The sequence below is a fragment of the Cupriavidus sp. D39 genome (genome assembly GCF_026627925.1).
Taxonomy (GTDB): domain Bacteria; phylum Pseudomonadota; class Gammaproteobacteria; order Burkholderiales; family Burkholderiaceae; genus Cupriavidus; species Cupriavidus ulmosensis.
The window spans coordinates 1,047,257-1,064,125 of record NZ_JAPNLE010000009.1 but is presented as its reverse complement, the minus strand read 5'-3'; the positions used below and the strand labels follow the sequence as shown (position 1 = coordinate 1,064,125).

Genomic DNA, 16,869 nt, shown 5'->3' with positions numbered 1-16,869 from the left:
GCGATTAGACCGGGGTTGCCAAAAAATATACAACAACAGCTTTCTGGTATGCAAACAGAATATTTTTCTGGTGCCTGGAAAAAAGCGGTTGTTGCTGGGTTGTTGCTGGGTCGCGGGTGGAAAACAGCACTTGATCGACATGCTGCCAGTACTTCCGAGGGCACCTACAGCCATCCTGGTCCCTTCGGAAATGCCTTATAAACAAAGACCTTCGCGCTATCTTCGGGATCTGTGCCACCATCGATTGAAATCACTCGGTGACTGCCGGGCCAGGCATCGCTACCAGCCAGTATCACTAAGGGAAATCACTGAGAGATGGATTTCAGTAGTTGATTCTGGTGTATTGAAAACGGTGTTGTGGTATGCCACAATGGTCAAACACCTCGGTTGAGACCTTCCTGGTCGCGTCCGGAACCCCATCTCAAAAGGCCTTATTTCCATGCGCAGTCCTGCATCAGTCCGCGATCTTTCCGGTCACGCCGCCATGCCGGTAGACCGTATCCTCAAGCCGCAATCGATCGCCATCGTCGGCGCGTCCGCAGACCCGCGTTCCTTCGGCGGTTTCGTGTTGGCCAATCTGGAGCGCTTCGGCTATGCGGGCGCCATCCACCTGGTCAGCCGCAGCAGCAGCGAGATCAACGGCCGGGCTTGCGTGAAGACGGTGGGGGAGTTGCCCGAGGGGATCGATCTGGCTGTGCTGGCGATTCCGGAGGCCGGTGTGCTAGAGGCCGTGCGTGGACTGGCCGCCCGCCACACGCATGCCGCAGTGCTGTTTGCCTCCGGCTATGCCGAAGCGGGCGAGGAAGGCCGGGCCAGGCAGGATGCGCTTGCCGCTGTGGCGCGTGATGCCGGGATGCTGCTGCTGGGACCCAACTGCATGGGTTTCACTAACTTCGAGGCCGGCGTGCCGGTGACCTTCGAGCCGGTGCAGTCCTATCCGTGCAACGGCCGCCCGGGCATCGGCGTGGTTGCGCAAAGCGGCGCCATGGCTGCCAACCTGCGCGATGCTGTGATGGGCCGCGGCCTGCCGTTGACGGCGACCGTCTCGACGGGCAACGAGGCCTCGGTCGGTATCGAAGACGTGCTGGCGTACTACATCGCTGATCCACAGACGCGCGTCATCGCGGTCTATGCGGAACAGGTGCGCCGGCCGCGGCTCTTCTTGCAACTGGCGCGCCAGGCACGCGCCGTCGGCAAGCCCATCGTGATGCTGATGCCGGGCAAGAGCGCAAGGGCGCGCGAGGCGGCGCAGTCTCACACCGGTGCGCTGGCCGGCGATCATGCCACCGCCTCGGTGGCACTGGCGCGCGAGGCGGTGGTACTGGTGAATTCCCTGGATGAGCTCTTTGACGCAGCGGCAGTCTTGCTGCGTTTCCCGGTTCCGCCCAGCGGCGGGCCGGCTTTTATGACCGGGTCCGGCGCAATGAAGAATATTGCGCTGGACTTCTGCGACGGGCTTGGCCTGGAACTGCCCGCCCTGACTGCAGCGACGACGCAGCGCCTCACCGGCCTGCTGCCGGGCTATGCGGTAGCCGAGAACCCGCTGGACTACACCACGATCGGCGTACGCCAGCCTGGGCTGATCGGCGAGATCCTGCTCGCCATGCTGGCCGACGAGCACATCGGCAGCATGGTGCTGAGCATCCCGGCCGGCCCGGAGGTGGCGCAGCGCGATAAAGCCGAGCATATCCTGCCGGCCATTGCGCAGGCGGCCAAGCCGGCGGTGCTGGTGATCACCGGCGACAATGGCCCGATCGAGCCGTTCTTCGTGGATGCGATCCGCGCCAGCGGCGTGCCATTCTTCCGCTCGCCTGACCGTGCGTTGCGCGCCCTGGCGCGCGTGGCGGCTTACGGCGAGGCCTTGCAGCGTGCCGCGCGTGCCAGCCAGGGTGCGGCGCGCGCGTTGCCGCTGCCGGCTCCCGTACCGCCGTCCGGTGTGTTCGCCGAATACCAGGGCAAGGCCTGGCTGGCGGCCGCGGGTATCGCGGTGCCCGAGGGGCGCTCGCTGGCAGCGCCGACGAGGCGGTGCGCATCGCCGCGCGGATCGGCTACCCGGTCGTGATCAAGGCGCAAGCCAGCGCGCTGCCGCACAAGAGCGATGTCGGCGGTGTGATCGTCGGCCTGGCCGACGAGGCGGCATTGCGGGCGGGCTGGCACGAACTGCACGCCAACGTGGCATCGCACAGGCCCGACTTGCAGCTCGATGGCGCGCTGGTCGAGGCGATGGGCGCGCGCGGGCTGGAACTCGTGGTGGGCGCCAAGCGCGACGCCGACTGGGGGCCTGTCGTGCTGGTTGGCCTGGGCGGCGTGTGGATCGAAGCCTTGCAGGATGTGCGCCTGATTCCCGCCGACATGGCCGAGGCCGACATCGTTGAGGAACTCGGGCGACTGAAGGCCGCGTCCCTGCTAAAGGGTATCCGCGGCGCGGCAGCGGTGGACGTGCCGGCGGTGGCGCGCGTGGTGGCGCTGGTCGGCGAGCAGATGCGGGCCAGTCCCCAGATTATCGAGATCGACATTAATCCGCTGGTTGCCTATCCCGACCGCGTGCTGGCGCTCGATGCGCTGGTGGTCTGCAACCCAGCTGCCTGAGGAATTCCCATGCAACTAGAATTCTCCGCCGCCGACGAAGCTTTTCGGCAGGAAGTGCGCGCCTTCGTCAAGGCCCGGCTCCCGGCCGATATCAAGCGCAAGGTGGAGCTCGGGCTGCGGCTCGAGCATGCCGACTATGTGACCTGGTTCCGCATTCTCGAGGCGCGCGGCTGGATCACGCCGGGCTGGCCTGTCGAGCATGGCGGCCCTGGCTGGAGTCACTTGCAGCGCTATATCTTCGATGAGGAGACGCTGCTCGGCGGTGCGCCGCGCATCATCGCCAGCGGCATCCAGATGCTGGGGCCGGTGCTGATTGCATTCGGTACGCCGGAACAGAAGGCGAAATACCTGCCGGACATTCGCCACAGCAATACCTGGTGGGCTCAGGGATTCTCGGAGCCGGGTGCCGGCTCGGACCTGGCGGCGGTGCGTACCGCGGCGGTGTTGGAGCCCGACGGCAGCCATTTCATCGTCAACGGGCACAAGGTCTGGACTTCATACGCGCACTGGTGCTCGATGATGTTCGCGCTGGTGCGCACCGACCCGAATGCGGCCAAGCCGCAAGAGGGCATTTCATTCGTGCTGATCGACATGGCTTCGCCCGGCGTGGAAGTGCGGCCGATCCGCATGCTTGAAGGCGGCACCGACCTCAATGAGTGCTACCTCGACAATGTGCGGGTGCCGGTCGAGAACCTGGTGGGCGAAATCAACAAAGGCTGGTCCTACGGCAAATACTTGCTCGGCCACGAGCGCACCGGCATCGCCGGCATCGGCTCGTGCAAGCAGCAGCTTGCGCGTGCTCGCGTACTCGCCGATGAGCAGGGCCTGGGCGACGACGCGCTGCTGCAGTCTCGTCTCGCGCAGTTCGAGATCGAGTTGATGGCGCTGGAGTACACGGCGCTGCGCATGCTCGGGGCCAACCAGCGCAGCCGGGTGCCAAGCGTGGAGGCGTCCATGCTGAAGGTGCGCGGCACCGAACTGCGCCAGGCGATCTATGAACTGCTGGTCGAGGTGGCGGGGCCGCATGCCGTGCCCTTTGACGAAGCGGCGCTGCTTGGTGCGCCAGGCTACGAGCAAAGCACGCCGGGCGATGCAGCCAGTCCGCCCTCGGTGGCGGCGCTGGCGGCGAATTATCTCGATTCGCGCAAGCTGTCGATCTATGGCGGCGTCAACGAAGTGCAGCGCAACCTCATCAGCAAGGCCTTTCTCGCGGCCTGAACCAGAACCGGACCATGGATTTCTCCTTTACCGACGACCATATCGCCTTGCAAGACGCGGTGCGCCGCTTTTGCGATGGCGAATACCCCGCGCACCAGCGCGGCAATCCGGAAGCGCCGGAGCTTGGCGCCCAGCGCTGGGCCAGCATGGCCGAGCTGGGCCTGCTGGGCCTGCCTTTCGACAGCGAATTCGGCGGCAGCGGCCAGGGCACGGTCGAACTGATGCTGGTGGCGCAGGAACTGGGGCGGTGCCTCGGCGGCGGTGCCTGGCTGTCGGGCGTGGTGCTGACCGGGCAGTTGCTGGACCAGGCGGGTACGGCGCAGCAGCGCAGCCGATGGTTGCCGGCGGTGGCATCCGGCAAGTGCAAGCTGGCGCTCGCCGCCAGTGAGGCCGACTCGCGCTACGCCTTGTCGCGGGTGCGCACCCGGGCGCAGACGAGCGCCGATGGCTGGCGCATCGAGGGGCGCAAGACGCTGGTGCTCGAAGGCGGCGGCGCCGATGCCTTCATCGTGGTTGCGCGTACTGCGGGAGACGTGGCCGATGACGACGGACTGACGCTATTCCTGGTCGACGCGAAGACGCCCGGCGTAGCGGTGCACGGTTTCGCCACGTTGGATGGTCGCCATGCTGCTCATGTCGTGCTGGATGGCGTGCAGGTCGACAGCGATGCCATTCTTGGCGACGCTGGCCACGCGTCGCCGCTTATCGAAGCCGCCATCGACCGCGCCAGCGCCGTGTTGTGCGCCGAAGCGGCCGGCGCGCTGGAAGCGCTGATCGATCTCACTGCCGAGCACCTGAAGACGCGCAAGCAGTTCGGCACGACGCTGGCCAAGTTCCAGGTGCTCCAGCACCGCGTGGCCGACATGCTGATCGCGCTCGAACAGAGCAAATCGATGGCTTGCGCCGCCGCCATGGCAGTGGATGCGGGCGACCCCGCGCGGCGGCGCCGGCTGGTGTCTGCCGCCAAGGTCGTGATCGGCCAGGCCGGGCGCCAGGTGGGCCAATGGGCAATCCAGCTGCACGGCGCAATGGGTATGACCGACGAATGCCGCGCTGGCCACTACGCCAAGCGTCTGCTGGTCATCAACCAGCTCTTCGGCGACGCGTCGCATCATCTGCAAAGGTTTGCGCAGCGGCCGTAGAGCCGAGCGTTTCCCGAAAAAGACGACAGACAGGAGACAAGACATGGCTTTCATCCGATCCATCAAGACTACGTTCTGCGTAATGGCCCTGGGACTGGCGTTTGGCGCCCAGGCCCAGAGCAAGCTTCCCATTCGCCTGCTGGTAGGCTTCGCGCCCGGCGGCTCTACGGACACCGTGGCGCGTGTGCTCGCCGACAAGCTGCACGGCGTGCTGGGCCAGACGGTGATCGTCGAGAACAGGCCGGGCGCCGGTGGCCGGATGGCCACCGAGGTGCTGAAGAACAGTGCGCCGGACGGGCTCACCTATATGGTCGCGCCCAACGCCACCAGCATCTTCCCGAGCCTGCTCTATCCACCGTCGGTGCTCAAGTACGACCTGCTGAAGGACCTGGCGCCGGTGGCCGTGGTGGTGTCGTATCCGTTGGCGCTCGCCGTCAGCAGCAGGACCGGCGCCACCAACGTCAAAGAGTACGTGGACTGGGTCAAGAGCCATCCGAAGGAGGGCGTGTTCGGCACAGCGGGGCTCGGCGGCCAGACCCACTTCACCGGACTGCAGTTCGCCAAGGCCGCCGGGTTGCAGCTCAATGTCGTGCCGTACCGCGGCAACGGCCCCTTGGCCACCGACCTGCTTGGCGGCCAGCTGCCGGCTGCCGTGATGACCGCGGGCGACATCGCGCAGCATCAGGGCGGCGGCCAGGTCAGGGTGATCGGCGTGTTCGGCGACAAGCGCTCACCCGTCATGCCGGATGTGCCGACCGTCATGGAGCAGGGTGTCAAGGTTGCGACAGGCGATGCCTGGGCCGGCGTCTGGGCGCCGGGCAAAACCCCCAAGGCCGAGATCGAGCGCATGCAGGCCGCGCTAAAGCAGGTGCTGGCGTTGCCCGAGGTACGTAGCATCCTGATGAGCAAGGCGGCCTTGAACCCGGACTTCCGTTCGGCCGCCGAGCTCGACCAGCTCCAGCGCAAGGAACTGGCCTACTGGGGACCAGTGATCAAGGCTAGCGGCTTCACCCCGAGCAGTGACGCATCCCGCGCCTGCTTTCCCACCTACATTTCAAGAACGCCATGAGTCTGAACGGAAGCGCTTATATCGTGGGGGCGTACGAGCATCCCACCCGCAAGGCCGATGAACTGTCGGTTGTACGGCTGCACGCGGACGTCGCCAAGGGCGCGCTGGAAGACGCCGGCCTGAGCAAGAGCGACATCGATGGCTATTTCTGCGCTGGCGATGCACCAGGCCTGGGCACCACGACAATGGTCGAGTACCTTGGGCTCAAGGTGCGGCACGTCGACTCCACGGAGTGCGGCGGCTCGGCGCCCATCCTGCATGTTGCGCACGCGGCGCAAGCCATTGCTGCTGGCCGCTGCAATGTAGCGCTGATTACGCTGGCAGGCAGGCCACGCGCCGCCGGTGCCGCGCTGTCGCTGAAAGCGCCCGATCCCGACGCGCCGGAGCTTGCCTTCGAGCTGCCCTTCGGCCCGGCCACGCAGAACCTCTACGGCATGGTTGCCAAGCGCCATATGTACGAGTTCGGTACCACCAGCGAGCAATTGGCGTGGATCAAGGTGGCGGCGTCCCATCACGCCCAGCACAATCCGCACGCCATGCTGCGCAACGTGGTGACGGTGGAAGACGTAGTGAACTCGCCGATGATCTCGGACCCGCTGCACCGGCTCGATTGCTGTGTGATGAGCGATGGCGGCGGCGCCTTGATCGTGGCGCGGCCCGAGATCGCGAAGCAGCTCAAACGCCCGCTGGTCAAGGTGCGCGGCACTGGCGAAGCGCCCAAGCATGCAATGGGCGGCAAGATCGACCTGACATGGTCGGCAGCTGCCTGGTCAGGCCCGGCTGCGTTTGCCGAAGCCGGCGTCACGCCAGCCGACATCAAGTACGCCTCCCTTTACGACAGTTTCACCATCACGGTGCTGATGCAGCTTGAAGACCTGGGCTTTTGCAAGAAGGGCGAGGGCGGCAGGTTTGTCGCGGATGGCGGTCTCATTGCCGGGGTGGGACGGCTTCCCTTCAATACGGATGGCGGCGGGCTGTGCAACAACCATCCGGCCAACCGGGGCGGTGTCACCAAGGTAATCGAGGCGGTGCGGCAATTGCGCGGCGAGGCGCATCCCGCCGTGCAGGTGAAGAACTGCGACCTGGCGATTGCCAGCGGCATTGGCGGTGCGCTCGCCTCGCGCCATACCGCGGCCACGCTCATTCTGGAAAGGGTATGACTACGATGAACACATCCAAGGCTACGCCGCCCGTCAAGTCCGCCGCGGGACCAGCCGCGCCCTCCGGTCCGCGCAAGATTCCGGCGCCGCGCGCGCTGCCCGAGAGCCTGCCGTTCTGGAGCGCCGCCGACGAAGGCCGTTTGCTGGTCAAGACCTGCGCCGACTGTGGAGAGACGCATTTCTACCCGCGTGACATCTGCCCCCACTGCCTGAGCGAGCGGACCGAATGGACCGGCGCGGCCGGCACCGGCACGGTGTATTCGTTCAGCACCATGGGCCGCGGCGAGGCAGCCTACACCCTGGCCTTCGTGACCCTGGATGAAGGCGTCACGCTGATGAGCAACCTGGTCGATTGCGATCCTGCGCTTGTCACCATCGGCCAGCGCGTCAAGGTGGTGTTCAAGCCAAGCGAAGGCGGACACGCCGTTCCCATGTTCACCCCTGCCTGAGAGAAGCGTCCATGAAGGAGATATCCATGCAGGACAAGTCCGAGCGCAAAGGCGCGTTGTCCCGGTTCACCGTTATCGACGCCTCGCGTGTGCGCGCCGGCCCGACTGCCGTGCGGCTGTTCGCGGACATGGGCGCGCGCGTGATCAAGCTCGAGATCCCGCCCGGCGCGCCGGGTGGCGACGACATGATCGGCGGGCGCGATCATAACCGCGCCGATTATGAAAACCTGCATCGCAACAAGGAAAGCCTGACCCTCAATATGAAGTCGCCCGAGGGGCTGGCGATCCTGCAAGAGCTGGTCCGGCGCGCCGATGTGTTTATCGAGAACTTCCGCCCCGACGTCAAGGACCGCCTGGGTATCGGCCCCGAGGCGCTGCGCGAGATCAACCCGCGCCTGGTCTACGCCAGCATCTCCGGCTTTGGGCAGGATGGTCCCTATGCGCGCTGGCCGGGCTTCGACTCGATTGCCCAGGGCATGGGTGGCCTGATGAGCGTGACCGGTAAGCCAGGGGAGGGACCGATGCGGGTTGGCATACCGATTGCCGATCTGTGCGCGGGGCACTTCTGCGCAATGGGGATCCTCACGGCACTGCTGGAGCGCGAAGCATCCGGTGAGGGCCAGTGGGTGCAGACCTCGTTGCTGGAAGCGCAGATTGCCATGCTCGACTTCCAGGCCGCGCAATGGCTGATCGACAAGAAGGTCCCGGTGCAGAGCGGCAACGAACATCCCCTGACCGTGCCGACCGGCGTGTTCGCCACCAAGGACGGCTACCTCAACATCGCAGCGATCGGGCAGACCATGTGGACGCGGCTGTGCGAGGCACTGGAGGTTTCGCACCTGGTGACCGAGCCCGGCCTGGGAACGGATCCGGAGCGGGTACAGAACCGCGCGCGCGTCAATGCCGCCATCGGCGAGGCCTTGCTGGGCCGGACCACCGCGCAATGGACCGAGCGCCTGCTCAAGGCCGGCGTGCCTTGCGGGCCGATCCACAACATCGATCAGGTCTTTGCCGACCCGCAGGTCCGGCACCTGGCCATGGCGTGGCCGATGGCGCATCCGGAACTCGGCGACATCTCGCTGGTCGGCCAGCCGATTCGGCTGTCGCGCCATCCGCGCGAAGCTCAGGCCCGTCCGGCGCCCGAGCAGGGCTGCGACACGCAGGCGATCCTGGCCGAACTCGGCTATTCCGAGCAGCGCATCGAAGCGTTGCGTGCCGGTTTTATTGTTTGATTCCAAGGACATAGCAATGGCAAGACTCGTTGCCGCATTCGGCTCGTCGCACAGCATCATGCTGGTCTCCCAACGCGAAGACTGGCAACACGGTTTCCGCCAGATCGATCCCAAGAACCCGCATTACTACGATCGCGCTGGCAATCCCACCACGTATGCGACGTTGCTCGCCAACGCGCCCGCCGAGGCCGAGGCGATGGTAACGCCTGACCGGATGGGCGAGCGTTACGACCGCGTCGAGGCGGCCATGGATGAACTGCGCGAGCGCATCCGGGCGGCCAGGCTGGACGTGCTGCTTGTGGTCGGCGACGACCAGACCGAGCTGTTCCGCACGACCAACAACCCGGCCTTCGCCATCTACTACGGAGAGACGATTCGCAACGCCCGCAGCGAACTGGGGACGTCGGACGGCTGGTACAAGAAGGCGCGCATGGCACGCCAGGAACCCGAGGCCGACCGTGACTACCCGGTGCATGGCGAAATGGGACGCTGGATGATCCGCGAGCTGTGCGATCGCAACTTCGACATCGCGGCCATGGACGGACTGGAACACGGGCAATTCGAGGGCCACGCCTTCTCGTTTATCCACCGGCGCTATCTGCAGGACACCAGCCTGCCGATCGTTCCGGTGATCGTCAACACGTTCGATCCGCCCAACCAGCCTACGCCGCGCCGCTGTGTGCAGCTTGGGGCCGCCTTGCGCGAGGTCATCGCCGCCTACCCGGAAGATTTGCGCGTCGGCGTGCTGGCTTCCGGCGGTCTGAGCCACTTTGTCGTCGACGAGGCGCTCGACGAGTCAATCATCAAAGCGATCAGCGAGAAGAACATCGACTATCTCGCTTCGCTGGACCCGAGGCAGCTGCAGGCCGGCAGCTCGGAAATCCGCAATTGGCTGATCGTCGTCGAAGCGGTCAAGGAGCTGGACCTCGAATGGGTGTCCTACACGCCCGGCTACCGCAGCCCGGCACTGACCGGAACCGGCCTGTGCTTCGCCGCCTGGCGCACCTTGCCATGATGCCGTTATCTTATTCGCTACAGGACACCGCTATGACAGACACCAACGTACAACGCCTGCGCCGGCTCGATTGCTGCGCGGTTTCTGATGCGCTGGATAAGCTGCAACTGCCCGGCGCGGTTACCGGGCTGCCGCAGCGCTCCGGCGCCGGCCGCATCGCGGGCCGGGCCGTCACGGTCAGGCTCGGCACCGGAGAGCCGCCACCTGGCCCGCCCCGGCACCTGGGATGCACGGCCATCGAGGAGGCGGGGCCGGACCACATCATCGTGGTCGAACAGCAGAGCGGCATCGAGGCTGGTAGCTGGGGTGGGCTGCTGTCGCTGGGCGCCAAGGCGAGAGGCGTCGCGGGTGTGGTGGCCGACGGCCCGGTGCGTGACATAGACGAAGCCCTGGCCTACGACTTCCCCATCTTTAGCCGCAGCCTCACCGCATTCACTGCTCGCGGTCGTGTGGTCGAAAAGGGAACCAACGTGCCGGTGCAGATCGGCGCGGTCAAGGTGAAGGCAGGTGACTACGTGCTGGCCGATCGTAGCGCGGTGATCTTTATCGCTGCACGCGACATCGAGCGCGTGCTCGAGGCCGCGGAGTCCATCGTTGCGAAGGAAGCCAGGATGGCCAAGGCGATTCTTGCGGGAACCCCGATCAGTGAGGTGATGGGGGAAACTACGAACACATGCTTACGGATTGAGAGAATGAGCGATACCAAGGATATCAACGTCGAACGCGCCGGCAAGCTCGATACCGCAACCCTGAGCGACGCCCTCGACAAGCTGGGCATTGTGGGCCAGTGCTACCGGATCAAGCCAGGCAGCGGTAGCTTCCGCATGGCTGGCCGCGCGTACACGCTCTTGTACGGTCCGGCATCCAATCCGCCGGGTACGGTGGGCGACTATATCGACGACGTGCCCCCGGGCACGTGCTCGTGCTCGACAACGGCGGGCGGGACAATGCCACCGTATGGGGCGACATCCTGACCGAGATCGCGCATCGCCGCGGCATCGCCGGCACCGTGATCGACGGCGTGTGCCGCGACGTCGCCCTGTGCACGGAGCTGGGCTACCCGGTGTTCAGTAAAGACCACTGGATGCGTACCGGGAAGGACCGGGTGCAGGTCGAAGCCGTCAATATCCCGGTCAACATTGGCGACGCGCGGGTGCAGCCCGGCGACATCGTGCGCGGCGACGCCGACGGCGTGGTGGTGATCCCAAAGGAGCACGAAGCCAGGGTGCTTGACACAGCGGAAGAGGTGGAACGAGCGGAGAACGCGATCCGCGAAGCGGTGCGCGGCGGCATGCGGCTCGATGAAGCGCGCCGGCAGTTCCACTATCACCAGTTGCAGACCAGGGAGGCATGAGTATGAAAGAGCATGACGCTGAAAGTACCACCCGCCGCGAGTTCACACGCGTGGCGCCTGACGTGGTCGAGGCGGCGCGCGCGCTGCCGACCGCGACCCTGCACGAGGCGGGCGGAAAGATCGGCGCTCTGCCTTCGGCCATCAAGCCGGTCGCGCCTGAGTTCCGCCTGTGTGGCCCGGCGCTGACGGTGCATTCTCCCGGGGGCGATAACCTCTGGCTGCACCGGGCGCTCGACCTCGCCCGGCCCGGCGACGTGCTGGTCGTCCACGCCAGCGGCGTCTACGAACATGGCTACTGGGGCGAGATCATGACCACCGCCGCCAAGGTGCGCGGCCTGGCAGGCCTGGTGATCGACGCGTGCGTGCGCGATGGCGTGCTGCTCGAGCAGATCGGATTCCCGGTCTTTGCGCGCGGCTTGTGCATTCGCGGCACCGGCAAGGACTATGGCGCGATCGGTTGGCTCAATGAGCCGTTGTTGATTGGCGATTGCCGGATCGCGGCGGGCGACCTGGTGGTTGGCGATAGCGACGGTGTCGTTGTGCTGCCGCGCGGCGGGGCCGCCGAGGTAGTGGAAAAAGCCCGGCGGCGCGAAGCCGACGAGGCGGCAATCCTTGCGCGCGTCGAGGCGGGCGAGTCCACCATGCAGATCTATGGCTTTCACTGAGGCCGCATGAGCACAACTGTCACTGGCCAGGCGCCCGAGCTTGTCATCGACGGCCATGTGGCCACCATCACGCTGCGGCGTCCGGCGGTAGCAAACCGGCTTGAGCTTGAAGATCTTGACTTGCTGCGCGCGCACCTGGCAGCCATCGATGCTCGCCATGAGGTGCGCGTGCTGCGCCTTGGCGCGATGGGCCGGCATTTTTGCAGCGGCTTCAATATCGGCAATGTGGCCGCGGACGACGCCGGCGCACGCTTCGAGGCACTGGCCAACGCGCTGGAGCAGGCGCGGCCCGTCACCATCGCCGTGCTGAACGGCGGCGTGTACGGGGGCGCCACGGACCTGGCGTTGGCCTGCGACTTTCGCATCGGGGTGCCCGCCTGCGAGATGTTTGTGCCGGCGGCGCGATTGGGGTTGCTGTTCTACCGTAGCGGACTGGAGCGTTATGTGTCGAGGCTGGCCTTGCCGACAGCCAAGCGGCTGCTGCTCATGGCAGACAAGTTCAATGCGCAGGAGATGCTGGCCTGTGGCTTCCTGGACCGGTTGGCTTCATCAGCCGACGCACTGGAACAGATGGTTGTGGAACTGAGCGGCACGCTCGCGGGCATGGCGCCGCTCGCGCTGCTGGGCATGAAGAAGCATCTCAACCGGATCGCCGCGGGCAGGCTGGACGCTGACGAGATAGCCCGCGATATCGCACAGGCCGACGCGTCGGATGATTTGCGTGAAGGCGCGCTGGCGTGGCAGCAAAAGCGCGCGCCGCGGTTTAGGGGATGCTGATGGCGAGAGCCGGGAGGATTTCATGACGATGTCGCTGGATAGCTATTTCGCCAGACTGCAGCGCGGCGCTATTGCGCCACCGCCGATTTCGACCACGCTGGGCGGAAGGATTGTCGCAGTGGATCTCAGCGCAGGGACGCTCGAATCGGAGTATGTGGCGACCGCCGCTTTTCTGAACCCGGCCGGGCAAGTGCAGGGCGGCATGCTTAGTGCGATGCTGGACGATGTGACGGCCTTCCTGGTTACAGCCACGCTGGCCGAACATGAATTTTGCGCCACGCTGAACCTCAATGTCTCGTTCCTGCGCCCAGCGCGAACTGGTCCTCTGCTTGGGCGTGCCAGCCTGGTTCGCCGGGGCAAGGAAGTGTGCAACGTCAGTGGGGAACTGCTGCAGGATGGCAGGCTTGTTGCCACCGCCACTGCAACTTGCATAATTGTTGGGACGAAGTGAGAGGAGTACCGCAGGCGTTGTCACGTTGACGATCACGGGCCGCAGTATCGGCAGATCGACGGTGCGCCACAGCAGCGCCACAGCAGGTAGGGTTCGCCGCGCAGCGTCACGAACACCTCGTCGAGATGCCAGGTTCAGTCGGGCTTGCGGCGCGAAGCCCGCGCCGAACTTGTCACACCAGCGGCGAGTCGCTTCATAGCTCACGACCACGCCGCGCTCGAACAACTGCTCTTCGATGTTGCGCAGGCTCAGGTTGAAGCGGAGACACCAACGCACGGCGTGGCTGATCACTGCCGCGGGGAACCGATGGCCGTGATAGAGCGATTTAGCTTTGCTCATCGCGCCATCTTACTCGGCCGCTACGGCAACGTGGCACGATGCGGGCCCGAAATTGTCTCTTACGAAACGCAGGTCCAGCTGCTGGTCCGTCATATGCGAACCCGCCGTATGGCGCGGCCAGTGCGCCGAGGCACTGGCCAGCACCGCGGCCCGGCTTGCTCTTTGAAGCGCAGCTTTGTGAGGTTGAACTGACAGAGAAGGACTCAGAGTTATTGGCGGTGAGGCGCACCCGGGATGGTCGGCGCTCGCGTCAAGTACGCCTGCCCGTGCTGCGATCTCGGTATATCGCCGTTAGCGACCGGCATTGGCTACCGGGCCCTTTCTCTTTTGCGCGAACTCGCCGCAGAGCTCGAGAAATGCCCTGGCGACCGGAGACGACGTGCGCGCCTTTAGCGTAATCGCGCAGATGGTGCGCTGTATCTCGGGATGCGTAATACGCCGGTAGGTGACCTGTCCAACCCTGAGCAGCGGCAGCAGGGACAGCGGCAACACCCCCACGCACAGGCCGTTGGCGACAAAGCCGATGACGGTGCTAGCATGCTCCACCTCGAAGGCGGGGGCTAGTGCGCGGCCTTGCTGCAGGTACGCGGCTTCCATCAGGTGGCGTACGCTGCTGGTGCTCTTCAGGGACATCAGGCGGTAGGGCTGCATTTGCCGCCAGGTCACCGTGCGTGACTGCGCGAGCGGATGCTCGGTATGGCATAGCAGCACCAGGCTATCTTGAAACAGCTCGCGGTAGAGCAGGTCGTGCTCGTCGGCCTTGACCGGAGCCAGTGCCAGGTCGACTGTGCCCTGGCGCACCAATTCGATCGAGACGTCCGACAGGGCGTCATGCACCTGCACGACGACACCGGGGTGCGCCGCCTCGAATGCGACGATCACCTCTGGCAGGAATGCCGCCGCCAGTGAGGGCGATGCCGCAATTGCCAGCCGGCCGCGCTTGCCGTCCACAAAGTCGCGCACGGCTGCGAATGCGCTGTCGAAGTTCTCGAACAGCCCCTCCACGATGCCGAGCAGTTCCACACCGACGGGGGTCAGCGCCACGTGACGCGTGGTGCGGTCGAAGAGCTGCGCATCGACCTTTTCTTCCAGCTTGCGCACGGTGGCGCTCAGCGCTGGCTGGGACAAGTGGACCTGCCGGGCGGCCTCGCTGAAGCTGAGCGTACGGCCCACGGCGAGGAAGGCTTCCAGCTGGCGCAGCGTGATTTTCGATTTCATGGATTTATATCGTTGACAAATAAATCTATCACATAATGAAATTGGACGGATAAATCCGCCAGGCCTACTGTGGAGCCATTCCCAACCACCAAGCGCAAGGAAATCCGCCATGGCCGAAGCCGCTCTCGCTGTCGCCTCGATCGAAATCGTCCCCTCCGGCAAGGCGCTCGGCGCCGACGTCATTGGCGTGGACATCCGGCAGGACTTGTCCGCCGACCAGTTGCGCCAGGTCAGGCAGGCCTGGGCCGAGCACCTGGTGCTGCGCTTTCGGGGCAACGGCGAAGTGCCGCTGCAGCGGCTCGCCGATTTCTCCCGGCTGTTCGGCGACCTCGACCGCGCCCCGGTGGCCAGCCAGAAGATGGGCCAGGACTTCGCCTGGCAGCATCCGGAGATCACAGTGCTCTCGAACGTGCTTGTCGACGGCAAACCGGTCGGCGGCCTGGGATCGTACGAGGCGGTGTGGCATTCGGACATGACCTACAACGCGACGCCGCCCAAGGGCAGCGCGCTCTATGCGGTGGAGATTCCGCCGACAGGCGGCGACACCCATTTCGCCAATATGTATCGCGCCTACGAAACCCTGCCAGGCGAGCTCAAGGAACGCGCGGATCACCTGCGCTGCGTACATGACGCCAGCCGCAATAGCGCGGGGAGCTGCGCGTAGGCTTTCGTGACATCACGGATCCCCGTCACACCGTGGGCGCCGTGCATCCGGTCGTGCGCACCCATCCGGTCACGGGCAGGCGTTGCCTGTTTCTCGGGCGTCGCCGCAACGCCTACCTGGCCGGCCTGCCGCTCGAAGAGAGCGAGGCGCTGCTTGATGCGCTCTGGGCCCATGCCACGCAGCCGGAATTTGTCTGGGGGCAGCAGTGGCAGCTCGGCGACATGATCCTGTGGGACAACCGTTGCACGATGCACCGGCGCGACAGTTTCGATCCGTTCACGCGGCGCCTGATGTACCGCACGCAGATCACCGGCGAGGCGGTAGTGTGAGGAGTGGGGCCATGCATGCACTACCCGATGTGACGCATACAGCCAATTTTCCCTGGAGCGCCGCCGTGGGCATCGATTGCGTTACCGTGCACCAACTCGCCTTTCCACTGATCGCGCCTTACCGCCTATCGTCGGGCGACCTGAGGCTGTTCGATCCCATCGTGATCGAGATCCGGGACAGCGAAGGGCGCTGCGGCTGGGGCGAGGCACTGATCATCCCCGGCTATACGCATGAGTCCATTGAGGGCGCCTGGCAAGTGGCCGCCACCCTGGCCGAGCGGATTGTCGGGCTGCGCTTGGACCAGGCCGCGGCTTTGGTGACGGCCTGGATCCTGCCCAATCCAGGCGTGGTCAGCGCCATCCTGGCCGCGCTGGACATGCTGGGTGGCGAGCCGATGCTGCATCCTGGCCACGACGTGGACGTGCCGCTGCTGGCGCCTTGCCAGGAGCATGAGCCAGCCCGCATCCGGGACGAGGTCGACAGCCTGATCGCCCAGGGCTTTTGCACGCTCAAGGTGAAGGTCGGCTACGCCTGGCAGGACGATCTGGACCGGCTGGATACGATCCAGGCGGCGGTGGCGGGGCGCGCCAGCTTGCGGCTGGACGCCAACCGCGGCTTCAGCCGCAAGGATGGCATCGCCTTTGCGCGGCGCTTGCAGCCGCACGGCATCGAGCTGCTGGAGCAGCCCTGCGGCGCCGACGACTGGGACGACAACGCTGCCGTGGCCGCGGTATCGACGGTACCGGTCATGCTCGACGAATCCATCTACGGTATGGAGGAAATCGAGCGCGCGGCGGGTATCGGTAATGTCGGATTCGTCAAGCTAAAGCTCAAGAAGGTGGGCAATGCCGGAATGCTGCGCGATGCGCTGCACCGCATCCGCGAACTTGGCATGACGCCGGTGATGGGCGATGGCGTTTCCATCGAGATCGGCTGCTGGATGGAGGCCTGCGTGGCAGCGCACACCATCGACAACGCCGGCGAGATGAACGGTTTCCTGAAAGTGCGCCAGCGGCTGTTTGCGAATCCGCTGCCATTCAGCCAGGGGGCCATCCGGCTTCGCGCCGGGTATTGGCCGGAGATCGATCGCGAGGTGCTCGCTTTCCATACCCGCGACAGCAAGGCGTTCCACGCGCGACCCGCGTCGCCTACGCGACGCTAGAGCGGTGCGACAAGGCATAGCGCCGCGCAGAAGGC

At 65.5% G+C, this 16,869-nt stretch carries 16 protein-coding genes and 4 pseudogenes; 17 read left to right on the top strand and 3 right to left on the bottom strand.

Going from position 1 to position 16,869, the window contains the following annotated elements; translation table 11 throughout:
- Positions 1–484: 484 nt before the first annotated feature.
- The 14 genes and pseudogenes from OMK73_RS16790 (at position 485) to OMK73_RS16725 (ending at position 13,121) form a co-directional block, all read left to right on the top strand.
- Positions 485–2,062 carry an acetate--CoA ligase family protein gene (locus OMK73_RS16790; RefSeq protein ID WP_267603016.1) on the top strand — a complete coding sequence of 526 codons (1,578 nt, stop codon included), beginning with the start codon at positions 485–487 and terminating at the stop codon, positions 2,060–2,062.
- Complete coding sequence (locus tag OMK73_RS16785) at positions 2,026–2,589, top strand: acetate--CoA ligase family protein (RefSeq protein WP_267603015.1); 564 nt, start codon at positions 2,026–2,028, stop codon at positions 2,587–2,589. Before OMK73_RS16790 ends, OMK73_RS16785 begins: the two co-directional genes overlap by 37 nt.
- 9 nt (positions 2,590–2,598) lie before the next feature.
- The gene (locus tag OMK73_RS16780; protein WP_267603014.1) at positions 2,599–3,807 is read left to right on the top strand and encodes an acyl-CoA dehydrogenase family protein; all 1,209 of its coding nucleotides are present in this window, start codon (positions 2,599–2,601) and stop codon (positions 3,805–3,807) included.
- Positions 3,808–3,821: 14 nt separating this feature from the next.
- Positions 3,822–4,949, top strand: a complete 1,128-nt coding sequence (locus tag OMK73_RS16775) for an acyl-CoA dehydrogenase family protein (protein WP_267603013.1) — start codon at positions 3,822–3,824, stop codon at positions 4,947–4,949.
- 43 nt (positions 4,950–4,992) lie between these two features.
- The gene (locus OMK73_RS16770; RefSeq protein ID WP_267603012.1) at positions 4,993–6,018 is read left to right on the top strand and encodes a Bug family tripartite tricarboxylate transporter substrate binding protein; all 1,026 of its coding nucleotides are present in this window, start codon (positions 4,993–4,995) and stop codon (positions 6,016–6,018) included.
- Positions 6,015–7,178 carry a thiolase domain-containing protein gene (locus tag OMK73_RS16765; protein WP_267603011.1) on the top strand — a complete coding sequence of 388 codons (1,164 nt, stop codon included), beginning with the start codon at positions 6,015–6,017 and terminating at the stop codon, positions 7,176–7,178. Before OMK73_RS16770 ends, OMK73_RS16765 begins: the two co-directional genes overlap by 4 nt.
- The gene (locus tag OMK73_RS16760; protein WP_267603010.1) at positions 7,175–7,627 is read left to right on the top strand and encodes a Zn-ribbon domain-containing OB-fold protein; all 453 of its coding nucleotides are present in this window, start codon (positions 7,175–7,177) and stop codon (positions 7,625–7,627) included. The genes OMK73_RS16765 and OMK73_RS16760 overlap by 4 nt, the downstream gene beginning before the upstream one ends.
- A gap of 26 nt (positions 7,628–7,653) precedes the next feature.
- Positions 7,654–8,859 (top strand): CaiB/BaiF CoA transferase family protein, encoded by a 1,206-nt coding sequence (locus OMK73_RS16755; RefSeq protein ID WP_267603009.1) that lies wholly within the window; start codon positions 7,654–7,656, stop codon positions 8,857–8,859.
- Between the two features lie 16 nt (positions 8,860–8,875).
- On the top strand, positions 8,876–9,874 hold the full coding sequence (locus tag OMK73_RS16750) for a protocatechuate 3,4-dioxygenase (protein WP_267603008.1): 999 nt from the start codon (positions 8,876–8,878) through the stop codon (positions 9,872–9,874).
- A gap of 32 nt (positions 9,875–9,906) precedes the next feature.
- Positions 9,907–10,562, top strand: a pseudogene (locus OMK73_RS16745) (RraA family protein).
- A 4-nt stretch (positions 10,563–10,566) separates the two neighbouring features.
- Positions 10,567–11,228, top strand: a pseudogene (locus OMK73_RS16740) (RraA family protein).
- A 2-nt stretch (positions 11,229–11,230) separates the two neighbouring features.
- Positions 11,231–11,893, top strand: coding sequence for a 4-carboxy-4-hydroxy-2-oxoadipate aldolase/oxaloacetate decarboxylase (locus tag OMK73_RS16735; RefSeq protein ID WP_267603007.1), 663 nt, complete (start codon positions 11,231–11,233; stop codon positions 11,891–11,893).
- A gap of 6 nt (positions 11,894–11,899) precedes the next feature.
- The gene (locus tag OMK73_RS16730; protein ID WP_267603006.1) at positions 11,900–12,670 is read left to right on the top strand and encodes an enoyl-CoA hydratase/isomerase family protein; all 771 of its coding nucleotides are present in this window, start codon (positions 11,900–11,902) and stop codon (positions 12,668–12,670) included.
- A complete protein-coding gene (locus OMK73_RS16725; RefSeq protein ID WP_324291745.1) occupies positions 12,606–13,121 on the top strand; it encodes a PaaI family thioesterase in 516 nt (171 codons plus the stop codon). Before OMK73_RS16730 ends, OMK73_RS16725 begins: the two co-directional genes overlap by 65 nt.
- A gap of 74 nt (positions 13,122–13,195) precedes the next feature.
- Here OMK73_RS16725 and OMK73_RS16720 read toward each other — a convergent pair.
- The 3 genes and pseudogenes from OMK73_RS16720 to OMK73_RS16715 all read right to left on the bottom strand — a co-directional run.
- A pseudogene (locus OMK73_RS16720) lies at positions 13,196–13,460 on the bottom strand (IS6 family transposase); the annotation flags it as partial.
- A 36-nt stretch (positions 13,461–13,496) separates the two neighbouring features.
- Positions 13,497–13,616, bottom strand: a pseudogene (locus OMK73_RS39275) (integrase); the annotation flags it as partial.
- Positions 13,617–13,751: 135 nt separating this feature from the next.
- Positions 13,752–14,678, bottom strand: coding sequence for a LysR family transcriptional regulator (locus OMK73_RS16715; protein ID WP_267603005.1), 927 nt, complete (start codon positions 14,676–14,678; stop codon positions 13,752–13,754).
- A gap of 109 nt (positions 14,679–14,787) precedes the next feature.
- On the opposite strand from OMK73_RS16715, the gene OMK73_RS16710 reads away from it, so the two are divergent.
- Genes OMK73_RS16710 through OMK73_RS16700 form a run of 3 tightly spaced genes read left to right on the top strand, consistent with a single transcriptional unit; the run spans position 14,788 to position 16,834 of the window.
- Positions 14,788–15,342: a TauD/TfdA dioxygenase family protein gene (locus OMK73_RS16710; protein ID WP_267603004.1), complete on the top strand. Its 555-nt coding sequence runs from the start codon at positions 14,788–14,790 to the stop codon at positions 15,340–15,342.
- A 32-nt stretch (positions 15,343–15,374) separates the two neighbouring features.
- Positions 15,375–15,671 carry a TauD/TfdA dioxygenase family protein gene (locus OMK73_RS16705; protein WP_267603003.1) on the top strand — a complete coding sequence of 99 codons (297 nt, stop codon included), beginning with the start codon at positions 15,375–15,377 and terminating at the stop codon, positions 15,669–15,671.
- An 11-nt stretch (positions 15,672–15,682) separates the two neighbouring features.
- On the top strand, positions 15,683–16,834 hold the full coding sequence (locus tag OMK73_RS16700; RefSeq protein ID WP_267603002.1) for a mandelate racemase/muconate lactonizing enzyme family protein: 1,152 nt from the start codon (positions 15,683–15,685) through the stop codon (positions 16,832–16,834).
- Positions 16,835–16,869: the final 35 nt, after the last annotated feature.

Excerpts from the sequence above, each read along its gene's own strand:
- OMK73_RS16765 (WP_267603011.1), top strand. The coding sequence starts at position 6,015 with ATGAGTCTGAACGGAAGCGCTTATATCGTGGGGGCGTACGAGCATCCC.
- OMK73_RS16700 (WP_267603002.1), top strand. The coding sequence starts at position 15,683 with ATGCATGCACTACCCGATGTGACGCATACAGCCAATTTTCCCTGGAGC.
- OMK73_RS16755 (WP_267603009.1), top strand. The coding sequence starts at position 7,654 with ATGCAGGACAAGTCCGAGCGCAAAGGCGCGTTGTCCCGGTTCACCGTT.
- OMK73_RS16735 (WP_267603007.1), top strand. The coding sequence starts at position 11,231 with ATGAAAGAGCATGACGCTGAAAGTACCACCCGCCGCGAGTTCACACGC.
- OMK73_RS16775 (WP_267603013.1), top strand. The coding sequence starts at position 3,822 with ATGGATTTCTCCTTTACCGACGACCATATCGCCTTGCAAGACGCGGTG.
- OMK73_RS16780 (WP_267603014.1), top strand. The coding sequence starts at position 2,599 with ATGCAACTAGAATTCTCCGCCGCCGACGAAGCTTTTCGGCAGGAAGTG.
- OMK73_RS16790 (WP_267603016.1), top strand. The coding sequence starts at position 485 with ATGCCGGTAGACCGTATCCTCAAGCCGCAATCGATCGCCATCGTCGGC.
- OMK73_RS16730 (WP_267603006.1), top strand. The coding sequence starts at position 11,900 with ATGAGCACAACTGTCACTGGCCAGGCGCCCGAGCTTGTCATCGACGGC.
- OMK73_RS16760 (WP_267603010.1), top strand. The coding sequence starts at position 7,175 with ATGACTACGATGAACACATCCAAGGCTACGCCGCCCGTCAAGTCCGCC.
- OMK73_RS16770 (WP_267603012.1), top strand. The coding sequence starts at position 4,993 with ATGGCTTTCATCCGATCCATCAAGACTACGTTCTGCGTAATGGCCCTG.
- OMK73_RS16710 (WP_267603004.1), top strand. The coding sequence starts at position 14,788 with ATGGCCGAAGCCGCTCTCGCTGTCGCCTCGATCGAAATCGTCCCCTCC.
- OMK73_RS16715 (WP_267603005.1), bottom strand. The coding sequence starts at position 14,678 with ATGAAATCGAAAATCACGCTGCGCCAGCTGGAAGCCTTCCTCGCCGTG.
- OMK73_RS16750 (WP_267603008.1), top strand. The coding sequence starts at position 8,876 with ATGGCAAGACTCGTTGCCGCATTCGGCTCGTCGCACAGCATCATGCTG.
- OMK73_RS16725 (WP_324291745.1), top strand. The coding sequence starts at position 12,606 with ATGATTTGCGTGAAGGCGCGCTGGCGTGGCAGCAAAAGCGCGCGCCGC.